The organism is Anabaena sp. 4-3, from assembly GCF_001597745.1.
Lineage (GTDB): Bacteria > Cyanobacteriota > Cyanobacteriia > Cyanobacteriales > Nostocaceae > Trichormus.
In genome coordinates this window covers 1-16,577 of record NZ_LUHJ01000009.1, presented here as the reverse complement: position 1 = coordinate 16,577, position 16,577 = coordinate 1, and the positions used below count along the sequence as shown (strand labels likewise).

19 protein-coding genes are annotated in these 16,577 nt (G+C 40.4%); 17 read left to right on the top strand and 2 right to left on the bottom strand.

What is annotated here, in order from left to right; genetic code table 11:
• Window positions 1-111 precede the first annotated feature (111 nt).
• Window positions 112-597, top strand: a complete 486-nt coding sequence (locus A3775_RS00540; RefSeq protein ID WP_066423425.1) for a hypothetical protein — start codon at window positions 112-114, stop codon at window positions 595-597.
• A 38-nt stretch (window positions 598-635) separates the two neighbouring features.
• Here the strand turns inward: A3775_RS00540 and A3775_RS00535 are convergent, their stop codons facing one another.
• Complete coding sequence (locus A3775_RS00535) at window positions 636-875, bottom strand: hypothetical protein (RefSeq protein WP_066379533.1); 240 nt, start codon at window positions 873-875, stop codon at window positions 636-638.
• Between the two features lie 408 nt (window positions 876-1,283).
• Here A3775_RS00535 and atpD point away from each other — a divergent pair, with 408 nt between their 5' ends.
• The 14 genes from atpD to A3775_RS00465 all read left to right on the top strand — a co-directional run bounded on the left by atpD (window position 1,284) and on the right by A3775_RS00465 (window position 13,893).
• Entirely contained in the window at window positions 1,284-2,681 is a 1,398-nt protein-coding gene (gene atpD, locus A3775_RS00530) for a F0F1 ATP synthase subunit beta (protein ID WP_066423422.1), read from the top strand.
• Window positions 2,678-3,082 carry a F0F1 ATP synthase subunit epsilon gene (locus A3775_RS00525; RefSeq protein WP_066379538.1) on the top strand — a complete coding sequence of 135 codons (405 nt, stop codon included), beginning with the start codon at window positions 2,678-2,680 and terminating at the stop codon, window positions 3,080-3,082. The genes atpD and A3775_RS00525 overlap by 4 nt, the downstream gene beginning before the upstream one ends.
• Window positions 3,066-3,380, top strand: a complete 315-nt coding sequence (locus tag A3775_RS00520) for an AtpZ/AtpI family protein (protein WP_066379541.1) — start codon at window positions 3,066-3,068, stop codon at window positions 3,378-3,380. The genes A3775_RS00525 and A3775_RS00520 overlap by 17 nt, the downstream gene beginning before the upstream one ends.
• Complete coding sequence (locus A3775_RS00515) at window positions 3,373-3,603, top strand: hypothetical protein (protein WP_066423421.1); 231 nt, start codon at window positions 3,373-3,375, stop codon at window positions 3,601-3,603. Before A3775_RS00520 ends, A3775_RS00515 begins: the two co-directional genes overlap by 8 nt.
• 123 nt (window positions 3,604-3,726) lie before the next feature.
• Window positions 3,727-4,008, top strand: a complete 282-nt coding sequence (locus tag A3775_RS00510) for an ATP synthase subunit I (RefSeq protein WP_231866911.1) — start codon at window positions 3,727-3,729, stop codon at window positions 4,006-4,008.
• Window positions 4,009-4,085: 77 nt separating this feature from the next.
• On the top strand, window positions 4,086-4,784 hold the full coding sequence (locus tag A3775_RS00505) for a F0F1 ATP synthase subunit A (RefSeq protein ID WP_066379552.1): 699 nt from the start codon (window positions 4,086-4,088) through the stop codon (window positions 4,782-4,784).
• An 8-nt stretch (window positions 4,785-4,792) separates the two neighbouring features.
• A complete protein-coding gene (locus A3775_RS00500) occupies window positions 4,793-5,080 on the top strand; it encodes a F0F1 ATP synthase subunit C (protein WP_082803642.1) in 288 nt (95 codons plus the stop codon).
• A 73-nt stretch (window positions 5,081-5,153) separates the two neighbouring features.
• Window positions 5,154-5,936: a F0F1 ATP synthase subunit B gene (locus A3775_RS00495; RefSeq protein WP_066423419.1), complete on the top strand. Its 783-nt coding sequence runs from the start codon at window positions 5,154-5,156 to the stop codon at window positions 5,934-5,936.
• The gene (locus A3775_RS00490; protein WP_066423417.1) at window positions 5,899-7,419 is read left to right on the top strand and encodes an alternate F1F0 ATPase, F1 subunit alpha; all 1,521 of its coding nucleotides are present in this window, start codon (window positions 5,899-5,901) and stop codon (window positions 7,417-7,419) included. Before A3775_RS00495 ends, A3775_RS00490 begins: the two co-directional genes overlap by 38 nt.
• Before the next feature lie 213 nt (window positions 7,420-7,632).
• Window positions 7,633-8,562: a F0F1 ATP synthase subunit gamma gene (locus tag A3775_RS00485; protein ID WP_066379558.1), complete on the top strand. Its 930-nt coding sequence runs from the start codon at window positions 7,633-7,635 to the stop codon at window positions 8,560-8,562.
• 420 nt (window positions 8,563-8,982) lie between these two features.
• On the top strand, window positions 8,983-10,902 hold the full coding sequence (locus A3775_RS00480; protein ID WP_066379561.1) for a transketolase: 1,920 nt from the start codon (window positions 8,983-8,985) through the stop codon (window positions 10,900-10,902).
• Between the two features lie 176 nt (window positions 10,903-11,078).
• Window positions 11,079-11,930 carry a DUF2382 domain-containing protein gene (locus A3775_RS00475; RefSeq protein ID WP_066423415.1) on the top strand — a complete coding sequence of 284 codons (852 nt, stop codon included), beginning with the start codon at window positions 11,079-11,081 and terminating at the stop codon, window positions 11,928-11,930.
• A 376-nt stretch (window positions 11,931-12,306) separates the two neighbouring features.
• A complete protein-coding gene (locus A3775_RS00470) occupies window positions 12,307-13,197 on the top strand; it encodes a DUF2382 domain-containing protein (protein WP_066423412.1) in 891 nt (296 codons plus the stop codon).
• A 195-nt stretch (window positions 13,198-13,392) separates the two neighbouring features.
• Entirely contained in the window at window positions 13,393-13,893 is a 501-nt protein-coding gene (locus tag A3775_RS00465; RefSeq protein WP_066377630.1) for a DUF2382 domain-containing protein, read from the top strand.
• Window positions 13,894-14,197: 304 nt separating this feature from the next.
• Here the strand turns inward: A3775_RS00465 and A3775_RS00460 are convergent, their stop codons facing one another.
• Window positions 14,198-14,632, bottom strand: coding sequence for a DUF2358 domain-containing protein (locus A3775_RS00460; protein ID WP_369815956.1), 435 nt, complete (start codon window positions 14,630-14,632; stop codon window positions 14,198-14,200).
• Window positions 14,633-14,771: 139 nt separating this feature from the next.
• Here A3775_RS00460 and A3775_RS00455 point away from each other — a divergent pair, with 139 nt between their 5' ends.
• The gene (locus A3775_RS00455; RefSeq protein ID WP_066377629.1) at window positions 14,772-15,635 is read left to right on the top strand and encodes an alpha/beta fold hydrolase; all 864 of its coding nucleotides are present in this window, start codon (window positions 14,772-14,774) and stop codon (window positions 15,633-15,635) included.
• 311 nt (window positions 15,636-15,946) lie between these two features.
• Window positions 15,947-16,405 (top strand): pentapeptide repeat-containing protein, encoded by a 459-nt coding sequence (locus tag A3775_RS00450; RefSeq protein WP_066377627.1) that lies wholly within the window; start codon window positions 15,947-15,949, stop codon window positions 16,403-16,405.
• Window positions 16,406-16,577: the final 172 nt, after the last annotated feature.

The following is a 16,577-nucleotide window of genomic DNA, read 5'->3' as shown; positions in this document are numbered from 1 at the left end:
TGTTCCCTGTTCCCTATTCCCTGCCTAAGTAAATAATTTCAATAATCAAATCCAATTCCTATAGTATGCTGAAGTTTGGTTTTGATTTGTTTTTAAAATTAACCTAAATTTATGAGCAAAAATCTTTTGCATTCTCTGTTTCTGAGTGGAGTTATCATTGGTTTCGGACTGTCGCCATTATCGGCGCAAGCACAAAAGCAGGTGTCTGATACTCAAGTGGCGGCTATGGTGGAGGCTTTGCGACTAGCTGCACCGCAAACAGGTAAAGCAAATGATGGATTTTACAGTGCTTGGCAAGTTAAACCAGAAACTCTCAGAGGTTGGTCAAGATTTTGTCTCAAAAAAGAACTTACACCCACACAATTTGAAAATGATGCAACAACAGCGCGTCAAGTGATTTCTTGCATTGTCCGCCGTGAATTAAATCAACAATTGACAGCCAACAAAAATAATGAAATTGCGGCGGTGCGTGGCGCAGCTTGTTGGTGGATGACTGGTAAATATACAGGTTGTAATAGTGGTTTTACTGCTAATTATGTCCAAAAAGTTCTCGGTTTTTATCAGCAACAACGTTTGAGTTCGGGTAATAGGCAATAGAATTAACTACCTCACCCTCTTAGTTTAGGGTGGGTGGTTTATAAATTAATAAACAGCACGATTAAAGCAATACTTAGAATAAGAGCTAATAGCACTGCATATTCAAATCTACGGCTTAAAAATCCTACGGCTGCAATCAAGCTGATAAACAGAATTGTAATCCCTATGTACTGTTCTCGTTGCCAGTTTTTGGCTATTAATTCGTCTTTGGGGGTTGTACCCTCGGCAGGAATTTGTCTAGTTTGAATGTGTGTTTTTGGGATTGATAGGGGTTTCATTTTTTTAACGCGGAGGGGCGCGGAGGTAAACGCGGAGGTGCGCGGAGGTTTAAGGGGTTTTAATTTGGTTGCTGTTTTTTATGTTTGAACGCAGATGTAGCTTGCTTCTCTTACGAGACGCTACCGCGAACCCGCAGGGTACGCTGATGAACGCTGATAGATTTGTACATCATTAGTCTAGAAAGTGTGTTATTTTTATTGGATTCTATTATTAAGAGTTAGTTTGGTCATCTGGCTAAAGATTGATTGGGAATTTTAATATTTTTTAAGTTGATTTACTATCGTTTTCTGGTTTTTGTTATCCTTTATAAGTCTATTTGTTTGTTTATTAATGTCTGTTTTGTTGAATTTATCTCTTTAGAGATATTGTCAAATTGAGTTTTTAGATGATTGCTAGGAATTGGATTTATGCGGCAATCAGTAAATTTATCTCTATGTTCTCAAGGTACGGTTGTTTCTGTTCGGGGTAGTGTTGTTGACATTCGATTTACTCACGGTTTGCCTGAGCTTTATAGTCGGTTAATTGCTGGGGAAAATCAAGATGTGATTATTGAGGTGATGTCTCATGTTGATGCGGAAACGGTGCGCGGTGTTGCTTTGACTCCAACTTCAGGTTTAGCTCGCGCTTCTGTGGTTATTGATACGGGAAAACCTCTACAAGTACCTGTAGGGAAACGTTTGTTAGGTAGGGTATTTAATGTGTTTGGGGAAACTATTGATCGTCAAGATCAAATCTCTGGGGGGGAATGGCGATCGCTCCATCAATCTCCTGTCTCTCTAGCGCAGCAATCTACTAGCTCGGAAATTTTTACTACTGGTATTAAGGCTATTGATGTTCTTGCACCTTTGGAACGGGGCGGAAAAGCTGGGTTGTTTGGCGGTGCTGGTGTGGGAAAGACGGTTTTAATTACGGAAATGATTCACAATGTCGTCAGTGAATATCAGGGAATTAGTCTGTTCTGTGGTATCGGGGAACGCAGTCGGGAAGCTGAAGAACTTTACCGCGATATGCAAGAGGCGGGTGTTTTACAAAATACTATTATGGTTTTTGGGCAAATGAATGAGCCGCCAGGGGCGCGGTTTCGGGTGGGACACGCGGCTTTGACTATGGCTGAATATTTCCGCGATGATGTTAAACAAGATGTGTTGTTGTTAATTGATAATATCTTTCGGTTTATCCAAGCTGGTCAAGAAGTTTCTGGTTTGATGGGGAGATTACCTTCTCGTGTGGGTTATCAGCCGACTCTAGAGACGGAATTGGCTCAATTGGAAGAACGCATTGCAAATACGGCTACAGGTGCAATTACTTCTGTGCAAGCGGTGTATGTTCCGGCCGATGACTTTACTGATCCGGCTGCTGTGCATACTTTTGGACATTTATCTGCGTCGATTGTTTTGTCTCGTAAACGTTCTAGTCAGGGACTTTATCCGGCTGTTGATCCTTTGCAGTCTAATTCTAAAATGCTCACTCCTCCAATTGTGGGCGATCGCCACTACCACATCGCTCAAGCTGTCAGGCAAACTCTCGCTAATTATGAAGACCTCAAAGATATTATCGCTATTCTGGGTATAGAAGAACTTTCTGTGAGCGATCGCCAAACTGTTACCCGTGCGCGACGTTTAGAACGCTTTCTGACTCAACCTTTTTTTACTACTGAACAATTTACAGGCAAACAAGGCAAGTTGGTGAGTCTAGAAGCCGCCCTCTCTGGATGCGATCGCATTCTCAATGATGAGTTTTCTGATTTTCCAGAGCGATCGCTTTACATGATTGGCTCTATCGATGAAGCGCAAAAATCATCATGAATCTAAAAATATTACTTCCTACAGAGGTACTTCTAGAAACCGAAGTTCAGCAAATCGTCGCTGAGGCTGAAAATGGCTGTTTTGCAATGTTACCCCATCATATTGACTTTGTGACTGCTCTTGTTCCCGGTGTTTTATCTTTTAAGTCTGCACAAGGTGAAGAAATCTTTCTGGCGGTCGATGCAGGTATCTTAGTTAAATGCGGTGCAGAGGTGTTGGTATCTACAAGAAACGCTGTCCAGGGTGCTGACTTAGAAACATTACATCAAACTGTAGAAGCACAATTTAAAAATTTAGATGAACGAGAAAAACAAGCTCGTGCGGCAACTGCAAAATTAGAAGCCGGTTTTATTCGCGGTTTTGTCGAAATGGGGGGTTCAAGTCGTGAAACGCTCCGATAAATCTACACCCAATCCACCGCCACAGTCAGATTTTCCACGGCAAGTCAAAATTAAATCAAGCCGTAAACTTAAAGCTAGACGGGAAGAAGATAGAAGTATTTGGTTTAGCTTTGGCATGATTGGTGTGGTAGGTTGGTCGGTGGCTATTCCTATGCTGTTAGGTATTGCTTTGGGTATTTGGATAGATAGCCGATGGCCTAGCCGTTATTCTTGGACGCTGATGATGTTATTTGTCGGTATTGTCCTCGGCTGTCTCAATGCTTGGTATTGGGTACAACAGGAGAGTCGAGATGATTGAAATCCAGACTCTACCGTTTTTAATTTTATTGGTGGGTGCAGTCATCACTATTGCTATTTTGACTAAGGCGGGGATGTCGAAAATTGGTTTACCCGCTTTAGTCGGTTATATATTGCTGGGCTTTTTATTCCGGTTGTTAGATGCTCAATTCCCTTTTCTCTCTCCCCAGGTACAAGAAATTTTTGAGTTTTTAGCCGAACTTGGGGTAATTTCCTTTAGGTGATTGGGCTGTATCATCTCAGGTTTTTGCGGCGATGGTTGTTGTTTGTACTGTTACCAGTATTATTGCGCCTATTATTTTGCGATCGCTTCTCCAAAAATTACCACAAACACAGTCGGAATAATTATGATTAATTACATTTTCTCTTTATTAATTTCTTTAATTTTGGGTTTTGTTTTAGGTGTTTTCTATTTTGCTAGTCTCTGGGTGACTGTCAGACAATTACCGACTACTCAATGGCCTTTTCGATTAATTTTTGGCAGTTTTGTCGGTCGTATTGTTATTGCTTTGTTGGGGTTTTATTTGATTATGAATGGTACATGGCAACGGGTGTTAGTTGCTTTGTTGGGTTTTTTGGTGGCGCGGGGGGTTTTGATTCATCGGTGGGTGGAGAAAAATGATTTTTAAACGCAAAGGAGCGCGGAGGTAAACGCAGAGGGGCGCGGAGAGAGGAAGGAAGAGAGGTTTAAGGGAGTGTTTAGGTTATGGAGATTAGTCCTGATAATGTTATCTTTTGGCAATCGGGGTTTATTAAGGTTAATGCTACTATTTTATTTACTTGGGTGGTGATGGGTTTATTAGTGGTTGTTTCTGTATTGGTGACTCGGAATTTATCTGTAAAGCCTAGTATTTCTCGTTGGCAGAATTTTTTAGAAATTATTGTGGATGGTATTAATAACCAAATTCGGGAGGTGAGTCAACAAGAACCAAGTCAGTTTTTACCTTTTGTTGGCACTCTGTTTTTATTTATTGCTGTTGCGAATATGTTAACTATTGTTCCGGGTTATCAACCACCTACTGCTTCGCTTTCTACAACGGCGGCTTTGGCTTTGTGTGTGTTTGTGGCTGTGCCTCTATTTGGAGTTATGAATCAGGGTGTACTCGGTTATTTACGAATTTATATTCAACCTACGCCTTTAATGTTGCCTTTTAATATTATTAGTGAATTTTCTCGGACTTTAGCTTTAGCTGTGCGTCTGTTTGGCAATATTATGAGTGGTTCTATTTTGGTGGCAATTTTAGTTTCTCTGGTGCCGTTGTTTTTCCCGATTGTCGTTAATTTGTTGGGGTTGTTAATTGGATTAATTCAAGCCTATATTTTTGCAATTTTAGCTATGGTTTATATTGCCTCTGCTACCCGTGTCCGTCGTCATGCAGCGCAAACAACACCACCATCTGAGTGAGGAGAAATATGAATATTGATAATATCGGTTTAGTCGGTATGATATCAATTATTATTGCTGGTTTAACTATTGCTATCGGTTCAGTAGGGCCGGCTATAGCGGAAGGTTGGGCAGTAGCTAGAGCTTTAGGCGCAATCGCTCAACAGCCAGATAAAGCTAATACAATCACCCGTACTTTATTTGTCGGTATGGCAATTGTTGAATCAACGGCAATTTATTGTTTTGTCGTCTCTATGATTCTCATTTTCGCTAACCCCTTTTGGAATCACTTTGTCAATCAATCCCCAGTCAGATAGGGAACTGGAGACTATGAAAAAGCAGGATATCAGAAAAGAAAACTAATAAATAATAACTAATGACTAATGACTTATGCTAATTGATTGGTTTACAGTTATTGCCCAAATTATCAACTTTTTGATTTTGGTGTTTCTGTTATGGCGGTTTTTATATAAACCCATCACTAAAACTATGCAGGAACGTCAAAATAGAATTGCAATTCGTTGGCAAGAAGCAGAAGTAAAGCAACAAGAAGCTGAACAAGAAGCCGAAAGTTATCGTCAGCAGCAACGGGAATTCAATCAACAACGTTCTCAAATGATGGCTGATGCTAAGGCAGAAGCTGAACAAGAATATAAACAATTAGTTCAGCAAGCACGCCACGATGTTGAACAAATACAAGCGGGTTGGCGTGATGCTATTCAACGAGAACAAGAAGCGTTTTTAGAAAATCTTCGTCAACGTTTACAAGAGCAAACTTATGCGATTACTCGCCGGGCTTGGGCAGATTTAGCTGATGCTAATTTAGAACACCAAATAATTGATGTTTTCATCCAGCGTCTACAATTACTAAGTAACTCACAAATCCAAACCCTAAAAACACAATCTGCCAGTGAGATTATTGTGCGTAGCAGTTTTGAGATTCCCCAAAACCAACGTCAAAAAATTATCAACGTTTTGCAGGAAAAGCAAGTAACTAATAATAAAGATATATTTTTTAGAATATCACCCGATTTACTGTGTGGCGTTGAGCTACAATCTGAAAATTATCAAATTGCTTGGAGTTTAGATAATTATTTACAAGATTTCACAGAACAATTGCAAATGGTTCTGAAAAATGCACAAAAATCACCAACCACTACAAACTCTCATTGATAATACTTTGACAACTTTTGAGCAGGTATTAAATAACTATCATCCTCAATTACAAACTCGTGAGATTGGTGTTGTTAAATCTGTCAGTCAAGGTATTGCTAGTGTTGCCGGTTTACCGAGTGTACAAGCTGATGAATTGCTACGCTTTCCCGGTAATTTGTTAGGTATTGCTTTTAATTTAGATCCTGATGAAATTGGGGTGATTTTGTTAGGTGAAAGTGGACATCTACAAGCAGGTGACGAGGTTAAACGTACTAAAAGAGTTTTAGATGTGCCTGTAGGTGAGCCATTATTAGGACGAGTGTTAAATGTCACTGGTGAACCTTTGGATAATCAAGGGGTAATTCAGGCAAAAAAACGCCTATCTATAGAGCGTCCAGCCCCGGCAATTATGGAACGCGCTCCGGTGACAGTACCGTTACAGACTGGTATAAAAGTTATCGATGCTTTAGTTCCGATTGGTAGGGGACAACGGGAATTAATTGTGGGCGATCGCCAAACGGGCAAAACTGCGATCGCTACTGATACCATCATTAATCAAAGGCATCAAGATGTCATCTGCATCTATTGCGCCATTGGTAAACGCGCTTCTGCTGTCGCTAAGGTAATTGCAGATTTACGTCAATATGATGCAATGGACTACACTATTGTAGTTGTCGCCTCTGCTGAAGATCCACCCGGTTTACAATACATCACACCCTACGCAGCTACTACTATTGCTGAATATTTTATGGATCAAGGTCGTGATGTATTAATTGTATACGACGATTTAACCCGTCACGCTTGGGCTTACCGGGAACTCTCGCTGTTATTACGTCGCCCTCCTGGTAGAGAAGCCTATCCTGGTGATATATTTTACATCCATTCCCGCTTGCTGGAACGTGCTACCCATCTCCGGGAAGATAGGGGAGGCGGTTCACTCACAGCTTTACCAATAGTCGAAACTCAAGCGCAAAATATATCTGCATATATTCCCACTAATTTAATTTCTATCACCGATGGACAGATTTATTTGTCTCCCGACTTATTCCAAAAAGGTGTTTTACCTGCCGTAGATGTAGGTAAATCTGTATCACGGGTGGGTGGCAAAACTCAACTACCTGCCTACAGTGCTGTAGCTGGAGATTTACGCCTGTCTTACTCCCAATTTCAGGAAGTAGAAGTCTTCGCTAGGTTTGGTACTCAATTAGATGAAGAAACTCGGAAAACTTTGCAAAGAGGGCGGCGTGTACGGGAAGTCTTAAAACAACCCCAATATCAACCTTTACCTGTCGCCGAACAAATTGCTGTCATGTTAGCCGTAACTAGCGGTTTATTTGATGAATTACCATTAGAACAAATTCCCGCAGCTTCTTTAAAATTACGTCAAAAGGTGACGGCAGAATTACCCCAAATATGTCAGCGCATTCAAGCAGGTGAAAAACTCACTCATCAAGATAGAGAAACTTTGTTGAGTATTGAGTCATTAGTCATTAGTCATTAGTCATTAGTCATTAGTCATTAGTTTTTCTTTCCTCATCTTCTGTTTTCTGCCTTCTGCCTCTTTTAAGGGACTTCCAGATAAAAATATATCTAAAATGTAGGGTGCGTCAGTACGAGAAACCCTACCATAACAAGAAAATATTTATCCTGACTCACCCTACTAACAGTCGATTTGGATAATTTATTTTTTGGTGTTCCCTAAGTCAACAGTATCATGCCAACTATTGAATCCTTAAGAACCAAAATCAGTAGTGTTCAAGATTTGCAATCTGTGGTGAAGACAATGAAAGCTTTAGCGGCTGTGAGTATTCGCCAGTATCAAAAAGCTGTGGAATCGTTAGCTGATTACAACCGCACTCTGGAAATGGGATTGCAAATCGTGTTGAGACAACGATATTTTTCGGAGCAACACGCTATTTTGACATCTGTAATTAATCACCAAACTAAGTCTAATTCTGTAGGTGCAATTATTTTTGGATCTGATCAAGGTTTATGTGGACAATTTAATGAGCAAATCGCATCTTACAGCGTTGAAAAACTGGAACAGCTACAGATAAAACCAGAAAATCGTCTAATTGCGGCAATAGGTGCGCGGGTTGTTGCGCCTCTGGAAGCACAAGGACAAACTATTGCGGCGAAGTTTTCTTTACCTAGTGCTGTGAGTGGTATTACTTCTATGGTACAGGAAATTTTACTCACTATCGAACAATGGCGATCGCTTGCGGCAGGGCGTAGCCCATCACAGCAGCAAATTGAGCAAATTATCTTGTTTTACAATCAGTCTCTCTCTGGTGCATCCTACCATCCCCATACTCTTCATCTTTTACCCGTCGATTTTAATTGGTTACAAAATCTTCAACGACAGCCTTGGCCTTCTCCTGTGTTGCCAACCTTTACAATGGATGAAAATCAGTTATTTTCTGGATTAATTCGGGAATATTTATTTATCTCTTTATATCGCGCCTTTGCTGAATCTCTCGCTAGTGAAAATGCTAGCCGTCTCGCCTCAATGCAAGCTGCCGAAAAAAATATCGAAGAACGTTTATCAGAACTCAATGCAGACTATCGCCGTTTGCGTCAAAGTTCGATTACAGCAGAACTTTTGGATATTGTGGCAGGTTTTGAAGCCTTGACTAAAAAATAGCATAATTCTAGCGTCATAATTATCTGTGTTCGGGGTACGTTGCTTGATTAAATTTAATAATTTTTAGATTAAATACACCAGCAAGACATATTTTTTTGAAGTTTAATTTCTCTGCCTTGAGAAATAATGCCTGATTATTCCATTGGAAAGAAGTAATTATGATGTCAAAAGTTTAGATTTAATAAAATAAGATTGCATCAGAATTCTGTATTAGCACCAATAGACTATAAATAAATTAGAAAAAATAAAAAACATAATTATATTTCTCGAAAAGCAGAGAAATATGTTGTTCACTATATTTAAAGACACCAAAATAATTATACTAATTCCTGAATAATAGTTAATAAAAATAATCAAAGTTCCCCTAAAAAAATATCCAAAAAACTTGCTTTTTAAACCTTTGCAATCAGGTAAATAACTATGACTTTACAGGAGCAACTAAATCAATGGCATGAACTAGCCCAACAGTTGCGAATTGATAGTATTCGCGCTACAACCGTTGCTGGTTCCGGCCATCCGACTTCTTCCATGTCCCCTGCGGATTTGATGGCGGTTTTATTATCTAATTATCTGCATTACGATTTTGACAATCCCCATAATCCTAATAACGATCGCTTTGTTCTCTCTAAAGGACACGCTGCGCCGTTGCTGTACTCGATGTATAAAGCTGCGGGGGTAATTACTGATGAAGAATTGTTGTCATTGCGACAAATGGGAAGTCGTCTAGAAGGACATCCTACACCCGTTTTACCTTGGGTGGATGTGGCGACAGGCTCGTTAGGACAAGGATTACCGATTGGTGTGGGGTTGGCTTTAGCAGGGAAGTATTTAGATCAGCTACCTTATAATGTCTGGGTGTTACTGGGTGACAGTGAAACCGCCGAAGGTTCTGTATGGGAAGCGTTTGATCATGCGGCTCACTATACTTTAGACAATCTGATTGCCATTATTGATGTTAATCGTCTCGGTCAACGTGGTCAAACTGAATTAGGTTGGAACACTCAAGCCTATGCTAATCGAGCCAGAGCCTTTGGTTGGCAAGCAATTGAGATTGATGGGCATGATTTGACGGAAATTGATCAAGCTTTTAGTGCGGCGGTGAGTATTAACGATCGCCCTACAGTCATTATTGCCCGTACTAAGAAGGGTAAAGGTGTAGTTTCCCTGGAAGATTTAGGGGGTTGGCACGGTAAAGCCTTAAAACCGGAAGATGAAAAACAAGCGATCGCTCATTTAGGCGGTGAACGCCACATTACTATTCAAGTCAGGAAACCAGACACACAAGCACAACCGACAACCATCGCTACAGCCGAACCTTTACAACTTCCCAGCTATGAAAAAGGTGCAGAAGTAGCAACTCGTCGCGCCTATGGTGATGCACTCAAAGCTGTAGGTGCTGCTAAACCCCAAGTAGTCGCCCTCGACGCAGAAGTAAGCAACTCCACCTATGCGGAAGACTTCGCCGAAGCCTACCCAGAGCGATATTTTGAGATGTACATCGCCGAACAACAAATGATTGCGGCGGCTGTCGGTTTGCAAGTACGAAATTACAAACCCTTTGCTTCTAGCTTTGCGGCTTTCTTAACTCGTGCCTACGATTTTATCCGCATGGCGGCTGTCTCCCGTGCCAACATTAGATTAGTCGGTTCTCATGCAGGTGTATCGATTGGGGAAGATGGCGCATCTCAGATGGGATTGGAAGATTTAGCCGCTTTCCGGGCGGTGTGGAGTAGTACCGTACTCTATCCCAGCGATGCGAATCAGACAGCCAAATTAGTCGAGCAAATGAGCGATCGCAATGGTATAGTATATCTCCGCACCACACGCGCCACTACACCCGTCATCTATGGTGCAGATGAAGAATTCCCTATCGGCGGTAGCAAAGTCCTGCGTAGTTCTGATCAAGATCAAGCTACAGTCATAGGTGCAGGTATTACTTTACACGAAGCCCTCAAAGCCTATGACCGTCTGAAAAACGAAGGTATTACAGTCCGTGTCATCGATGCTTACTCAGTCAAACCCATTGATGTGCAAACATTACATCAAGCAGCCCATGATACAGAAGGTAACTTAGTAGTTGTCGAAGACCACTGGAGTGAAGGCGGATTAGGTGCGGCTGTTTTAGATGCTTTTGCGGGTATTGATGGTATCTCTAGCTACGACGGGCCACAACTGCAAGTGATTAAGTTAGCAGTGCGAGATATGCCAAGTTCCGGTACACCAGCCGAACTGCTTCACGCTGCCAAAATTGACGCTGATGCCATTGTAGCAGCAGTAAAAGCCCAAGTCAGACAAGTAGTAGGAACTGGTGCGATCGCCTCCTCAGTTAAGAGTCATTAGTCATTAGTCATTAGTCATTAGTTTCTCTCCCCTGCTCCCCTGCTCCCCTGCTCCCCTGCCTCCCCCAATTCCTCACTCCCTATCACAACAATTCAGTCGTCAGCCAGAGGGAATTGAGACAAAACATTTTTAGGCTGATAAATAGATATTGTTTTTTAACAAAAAAGGAATAGTGTATGCCTCTCTATAAACTCGAAGAATTTGACCCCAACTACCGAGAAACCTTTGGTGGAGATGATGTTAAAGCTTTAGACCTTTATACAGAAGGTGGAGTCAGAGTTGGCTCAATTGCTGACGCTTTAGTTGACCAAAACGGACGTTTTCGTTATCTAGTTATTCACACAGCAGTAGATTCTGTAAGTAAGAATATCTTACTACCAATTGGTCTTTCTCGTATTAATTATCCTGCCAAACGTGTCTATGTTGACGGACTGAGTAAACAACAAGTAGAACATTTACCAGAGTATAACGAAAGCATAACTGTTGATGAAGATTACGAAGAAAATGTCCGTCGTGTATTTCGTTCTCCCACTAGCGGAATGATTTATGATCGCGAGACATATAGCTACCAAAAAGAACCCGCACTATATGGTTTAACCGAGCCATATCATCAAACTTTTAGACTCTACGAAGAAAGATTGATTGCTAATAAACAGAGAATTAAAACTGGAGAAGTAGCAGTTGGTAAGCACATTGAAACCGAAACTGCCAGAGTCACAGTCCCAGTGCAGAAAGAACGTGTATTAATTGAACGTGTTGCCCCAAAAAATGTCGAGACAGGAGAAACAATAGTAGATCCAAAAGAAGTAAAATTTCAAGCGGGAGAAGTAGCAAGAATAGAATTGTACGAAGAAACACCTGAAATACGCAAACAAGCCTTTGTCCGCGAAGAAGTTAGGGTGAGAAAAATGGTAGAACAAGACACAGTTGAAGCACAGGATACGATTCGACGCGAAGAATTAGATATAAATACACAAGGCGATTTACTGATGAATGAAACCAAAGTTTCGCAACCGGAAACTATGTAATCAGATGTTTGTCAAAAATCAGTCATAACTCATATCTTGCACCTACCCAATTTTACCGCCAAACAATTAGATTTTTACTAGGCTAATATCTACAGTCAGATAAATCTGACTAGGGCTGTATTTGAGTTTTATTTAACAGCTTTGACTCTCTTAGCCCAAGAATTTATTCTTTAGCTGGAAATAGGGTCAGTGCCAGATATGATTTTTTTATGAAGATAACATCAGCCATTACTCAATTTTCTAAATTTTATTTCAATCTATAACTTAAGATATTGCTGATTTAAGCAAATTCATTCGAGCGAAAGAGGGAAAATTACATACAAATCTTTACTTTTGTATTAGGAGTCATTTTATAAAAAGTTTGAGGTGAAATAACATGGTACTTTACAAATTAGAAGAATTTGATCCAAATTACCGCGATACATTTCAAGGTGATGATATCAAAGGTCTTGGTGTCTACACAGAAGGAACTGACGAAAAGATTGGTACAGTTAGTGACATTTTAGTAGACGAAGATGGGCATTTTCGCTATTTAGTCGTTGACTTAGGTTTTTGGATTTTTGGCAAGAAGGTTTTATTACCAGTTGGTCGCTCCCGCATTGACAATAGCAGCAACCGCGTTTATGCCATTGGTATGACAAGACAGCAAGCCGAAGATTTACCAGAGTTTACCGAACGTGCAGGTCTTGACTACGACTATGAAGAACAGGTACGGGGAGTCTATCGCAGTCCCAGCTACACCACCACTGGTTTAGAAACATCAACACCTGTAGAATCCTCTAGACTCACAGGGACAACTGCCCAAGCAACACCTACATCTTACACCCGCGATACCTATAAATACGAGCATGAACCTGCTTTGTATGGACTCCATCAGCCACACCATGACACTCTGAGATTGTACGAGGAACGGTTGGTTGCTAACAAACACCGTGAGAAAATTGGAGAGGTAGCGGTTGGTAAGCACGTTGAAACTGAAACAGCCAGAGTTGTTGTACCAGTGGAAAAAGAACGAGTGGTGATTGAACGTGTCACACCAGAAGATGCTGGTACTGTTGTTTCTCCTGGAGAAGCAAACTTCCGTGAAGGCGAAGTTGCTCGTGTAGAACTTCATGAAGAAACCCCTGATATTCGCAAAGAAGCTGTTTTGCGGGAAGAAGTCAGAGTGAAAAAAGTTGTAGATCAAGAAACTGTTCAAGCTGAAGATACTGTACGCCGTGAAGAGTTAGACGTAAATGCTCCTAATCTTCCTGTTGAGGAACGTTAAACGTTAATCACTCAGGACTTACGCAAGTGAAAGCACAAGTTTAATTACTGGTAGTGAAGACTTTAGTCCTCTCTTTAAGAGACTACGCCAAGTAAATCATGACTAAAATCCTTACTCATAGCTGAAAATCTCAGTTGCGTAAGTCCTCATAAACTGAAAATTATTCAATACCAGATTACTGTAAAAACAATTGATATGCCTGAGTATTTAGCTCCAGAAACACCAGAACCAAAAGTGAACAACTCTGAGGAAGATAAACTTGTTCGCTTACTTGAGGAAGAGCTATTAGTTGACAGTAGCAAGCATAAAATTGGTGAGGTAATTGTTCGCAAAGCCATCGAAACTAAAATGGTGCAAGTTCCTGTAAGACGGGAGAAACTGATTGTCGAACAAATTACCCCAGACCATAAACAATTGGCAGAAATTGATTTAAGCCAGGGAGAAATTACAGGGGTGGAGTTAAGGGAAAGTGACCGACCCGAATTTAATGGACAATTGAGTGGTTTAACTGTTAACGGTCGCTTTGTTTCACCTAAAATTGCTAGTTTATTATTGAATGCGATCGCTCTAGAACGCAATCACGGCTGTCAGGAGGTGGTAGTATCAATTTCTGTAGACAATGAAGAATACCAAAAAAAATATCAGGAATGGTTTGACCGTTGTTCTCAAGGTCAATTACCAAAGCCTGAAAAATAACTTGACCAACATCTTGCACCTGTTCCTTGATGATAATTTTTGTAGGGTGGGCATTGCTGGCAATTGGCTGAAAGCCTTAGCTTTATGTCATTGGATGTGCATCGCCTGACGCTTATTGAGAAAGGTGCAAGATATGACTTTATTAACCATAATTAGGCAATTATTACCCCATTATCTTCCATAAATTGGGGTTCTGCCATCTGCCAAAATCCCCAAACTGAAATGTTAACTATTGGCTATTTTGACCAAATACATTGACAAAGTGGGCTGGAAAATCATACTATTATTGCCTAATAACTAATAACTAATAAATTTCTCCTTTTTGCCAAAACTGACGCAGAATTTCACCTGGTTTCCTATCCCAAGTGTCAATATGCTGATAAATCAAATTATCTTCGTTGAGTTTATAAGTTGAATAACCATTGAAAAAAATCTGTGCTTTCCAGGGAACACGCAACACACCCCGGACTGTCCATTTAGCTGTAATTGTGTCTGCGGCTGACTGATAAACTTCATGTAAATCAAAGTAGATTTCTGTAAAAAATAGCTTCGCGTGAAATCGTAAAGTCCAAAAAATAATTCGGTAGTTAAATTTATATTGGAATTTATTTACAGGGTCTTGAAAATAAATATCTTTTGTGTATATGTCATAAGTTATATCTTTCTCAAACAGTGTGGGTAAATCCTCTTGCAGAGTTTTGATCACCTGTTCTATTTGCTGTCGAGATTCCACAAACATTGTCCTCTGTATTTTGTGCAAAAACCAAAACTGTTCTTTCACCAGTTTATCTGCGATCGCTCGATCACTCGAAAAATCACGCCGATAAATGTTAGGTGCAACGGACACGAACAAGTGAGGATTAACAGCTTTTACACCTATGTCTATAGTTGAAAATTCTTTGCAGCACGGTTATATCAATACTAACGGGGTGAAACTCCACTATGTCACCCAAGGAACAGGGCGTTTAATGCTGATGTTACATGGCTTTCCTGAATTTTGGTACTCCTGGCGGCATCAAATCCCGGAATTTGCTGCCGATTTTCAAGTGGTAGCCGTTGATTTACGTGGCTATAACGATAGTGATAAGCCAAAAGAGCAATCAGCCTATGTGATGGATGAATTGATTCAAGATGTTGCAGGGGTGATTCAGGGATTAGGACACGATAGTTGTATTTTAGTCGGACATGATTGGGGTGGTGCGATCGCCTGGAATTTTGCCTATGCTCATCCCTTCATGGTAGAGCGTTTAATTATTCTCAATTTGCCTCACCCTGCTAAATTCGCCCAAGGTTTATCCACTCCTCAACAGTTACTACGTAGTTGGTATATCTTCTTTTTTCAACTACCCTGGCTACCAGAATTATCACTACAATCTTCAGATTATCAAGCAATTGAAAACATACTTTCAGGGACAGCAATTAATAAAAGTGCTTTTACACCTGCTGATATAGATGCTTATAAAGATGCTGCTGCCAAACGTGGCGCACTCACAGCCATGTTGAACTATTACCGTAATGTTTTCTCCAGCTTCTTATTTCAGAAAGATTGGGGCATTTTAGAGGTTCCCATACTGATGATTTGGGGTGAAAATGATACAGCTTTAGGAAAAGAACTGACATATCACACCTCTAACTATGTCAGACATCTCCAAATTAAGTATATTCCCGATTGTGGACATTGGGTACAACAAGAAAAACCAGAGTTAGTTAACCAGTATATCCGAGAGTTTTTAGTAAATTAACATACAATTTTATCGAGACATGGGAAAGAGTTTTTCATGGTAAATACTGAAAGGTTTTGCCATGAAAAAATATATCACTAGATACATTTTCTTAACAAGATTTCATATTAAATTATTTTCAGGTATTTATGCCTAAATTCTGATTAATTAGAGTGAGAAAGCCGAGATAATCAGATGTTTAACCTGATGATTACATCTATGTTCCATAAATAGGAAATTGTGATTTAAATCAACATTGTTTAGCAATTTCATGAGATAATAGAAGCGTGAGGAAAAGAACGGACACTAAGAAAATGTTAAGGGGGACAATTATGAAAATCAAGCTATTAGCAGCTGTTGCCTTAGCCACTCCCCTATTTTTTGTCAACTCAGTCAAAGCTGGCAATCCGCAAGATTTACAAAGACTACTATCAACTAGGGAATGTATCGGGTGTAATCTATCAGGCATGAACCTCAGTGGTGCTCATTTAATCGGTTCTGATTTACGAGGAGCTAACCTAGCAGGTGCTAACCTGGAAGGTGCTAACCTGGAAGGTGCTGATTTGACTAACGCTAACTTGAAAGGAGCAAATCTCACCGCCGCCTTTCTGACTAACGTCAACTTCAAAAAGGCGAATCTGAACAACGCCAACATAACCCGCGCCCATGTATTTGATTCCAACGTGTATGGCGCATCAATGGAAAACCTAACCATAACTGATGCAGAAATCTATAACACTGCTATCGGTGTGGGTGGCGAAGATGCGACACAAATTCCCGATTGGGATTAGAGTCAACTGAGTCAGCTAATCTTAAAAGAAACAAAAAATAGGGTGAGAGAATTGGGTGTAATCTGATCTCAATCTCTCACATCCTTTTATAAACATTTAAACCAAGTTAACCAAATCGGCGTAAGTCCCCACCTATATGAATGTTAGGTGGGGATATAAGCCGGGCTACGAC

Bases quoted from the DNA above. Each gene is read 5' to 3' on its own strand.
- A3775_RS00540 (WP_066423425.1), top strand. From the start codon at position 112: ATGAGCAAAAATCTTTTGCATTCTCTGTTTCTGAGTGGAGTTATCATT.
- A3775_RS00535 (WP_066379533.1), bottom strand. From the start codon at position 875: ATGAAACCCCTATCAATCCCAAAAACACACATTCAAACTAGACAAATT.
- atpD (WP_066423422.1), top strand. From the start codon at position 1,284: ATGCGGCAATCAGTAAATTTATCTCTATGTTCTCAAGGTACGGTTGTT.
- A3775_RS00525 (WP_066379538.1), top strand. From the start codon at position 2,678: ATGAATCTAAAAATATTACTTCCTACAGAGGTACTTCTAGAAACCGAA.
- A3775_RS00515 (WP_066423421.1), top strand. From the start codon at position 3,373: ATGATTGAAATCCAGACTCTACCGTTTTTAATTTTATTGGTGGGTGCA.
- A3775_RS00510 (WP_231866911.1), top strand. From the start codon at position 3,727: ATGATTAATTACATTTTCTCTTTATTAATTTCTTTAATTTTGGGTTTT.
- A3775_RS00505 (WP_066379552.1), top strand. From the start codon at position 4,086: ATGGAGATTAGTCCTGATAATGTTATCTTTTGGCAATCGGGGTTTATT.
- A3775_RS00500 (WP_082803642.1), top strand. From the start codon at position 4,793: ATGAATATTGATAATATCGGTTTAGTCGGTATGATATCAATTATTATT.
- A3775_RS00495 (WP_066423419.1), top strand. From the start codon at position 5,154: ATGCTAATTGATTGGTTTACAGTTATTGCCCAAATTATCAACTTTTTG.
- A3775_RS00490 (WP_066423417.1), top strand. From the start codon at position 5,899: ATGCACAAAAATCACCAACCACTACAAACTCTCATTGATAATACTTTG.
- A3775_RS00485 (WP_066379558.1), top strand. From the start codon at position 7,633: ATGCCAACTATTGAATCCTTAAGAACCAAAATCAGTAGTGTTCAAGAT.
- A3775_RS00480 (WP_066379561.1), top strand. From the start codon at position 8,983: ATGACTTTACAGGAGCAACTAAATCAATGGCATGAACTAGCCCAACAG.
- A3775_RS00475 (WP_066423415.1), top strand. From the start codon at position 11,079: ATGCCTCTCTATAAACTCGAAGAATTTGACCCCAACTACCGAGAAACC.
- A3775_RS00470 (WP_066423412.1), top strand. From the start codon at position 12,307: ATGGTACTTTACAAATTAGAAGAATTTGATCCAAATTACCGCGATACA.
- A3775_RS00465 (WP_066377630.1), top strand. From the start codon at position 13,393: ATGCCTGAGTATTTAGCTCCAGAAACACCAGAACCAAAAGTGAACAAC.
- A3775_RS00460 (WP_369815956.1), bottom strand. From the start codon at position 14,632: ATGTTTGTGGAATCTCGACAGCAAATAGAACAGGTGATCAAAACTCTG.
- A3775_RS00455 (WP_066377629.1), top strand. From the start codon at position 14,772: ATGTCTATAGTTGAAAATTCTTTGCAGCACGGTTATATCAATACTAAC.
- A3775_RS00450 (WP_066377627.1), top strand. From the start codon at position 15,947: ATGAAAATCAAGCTATTAGCAGCTGTTGCCTTAGCCACTCCCCTATTT.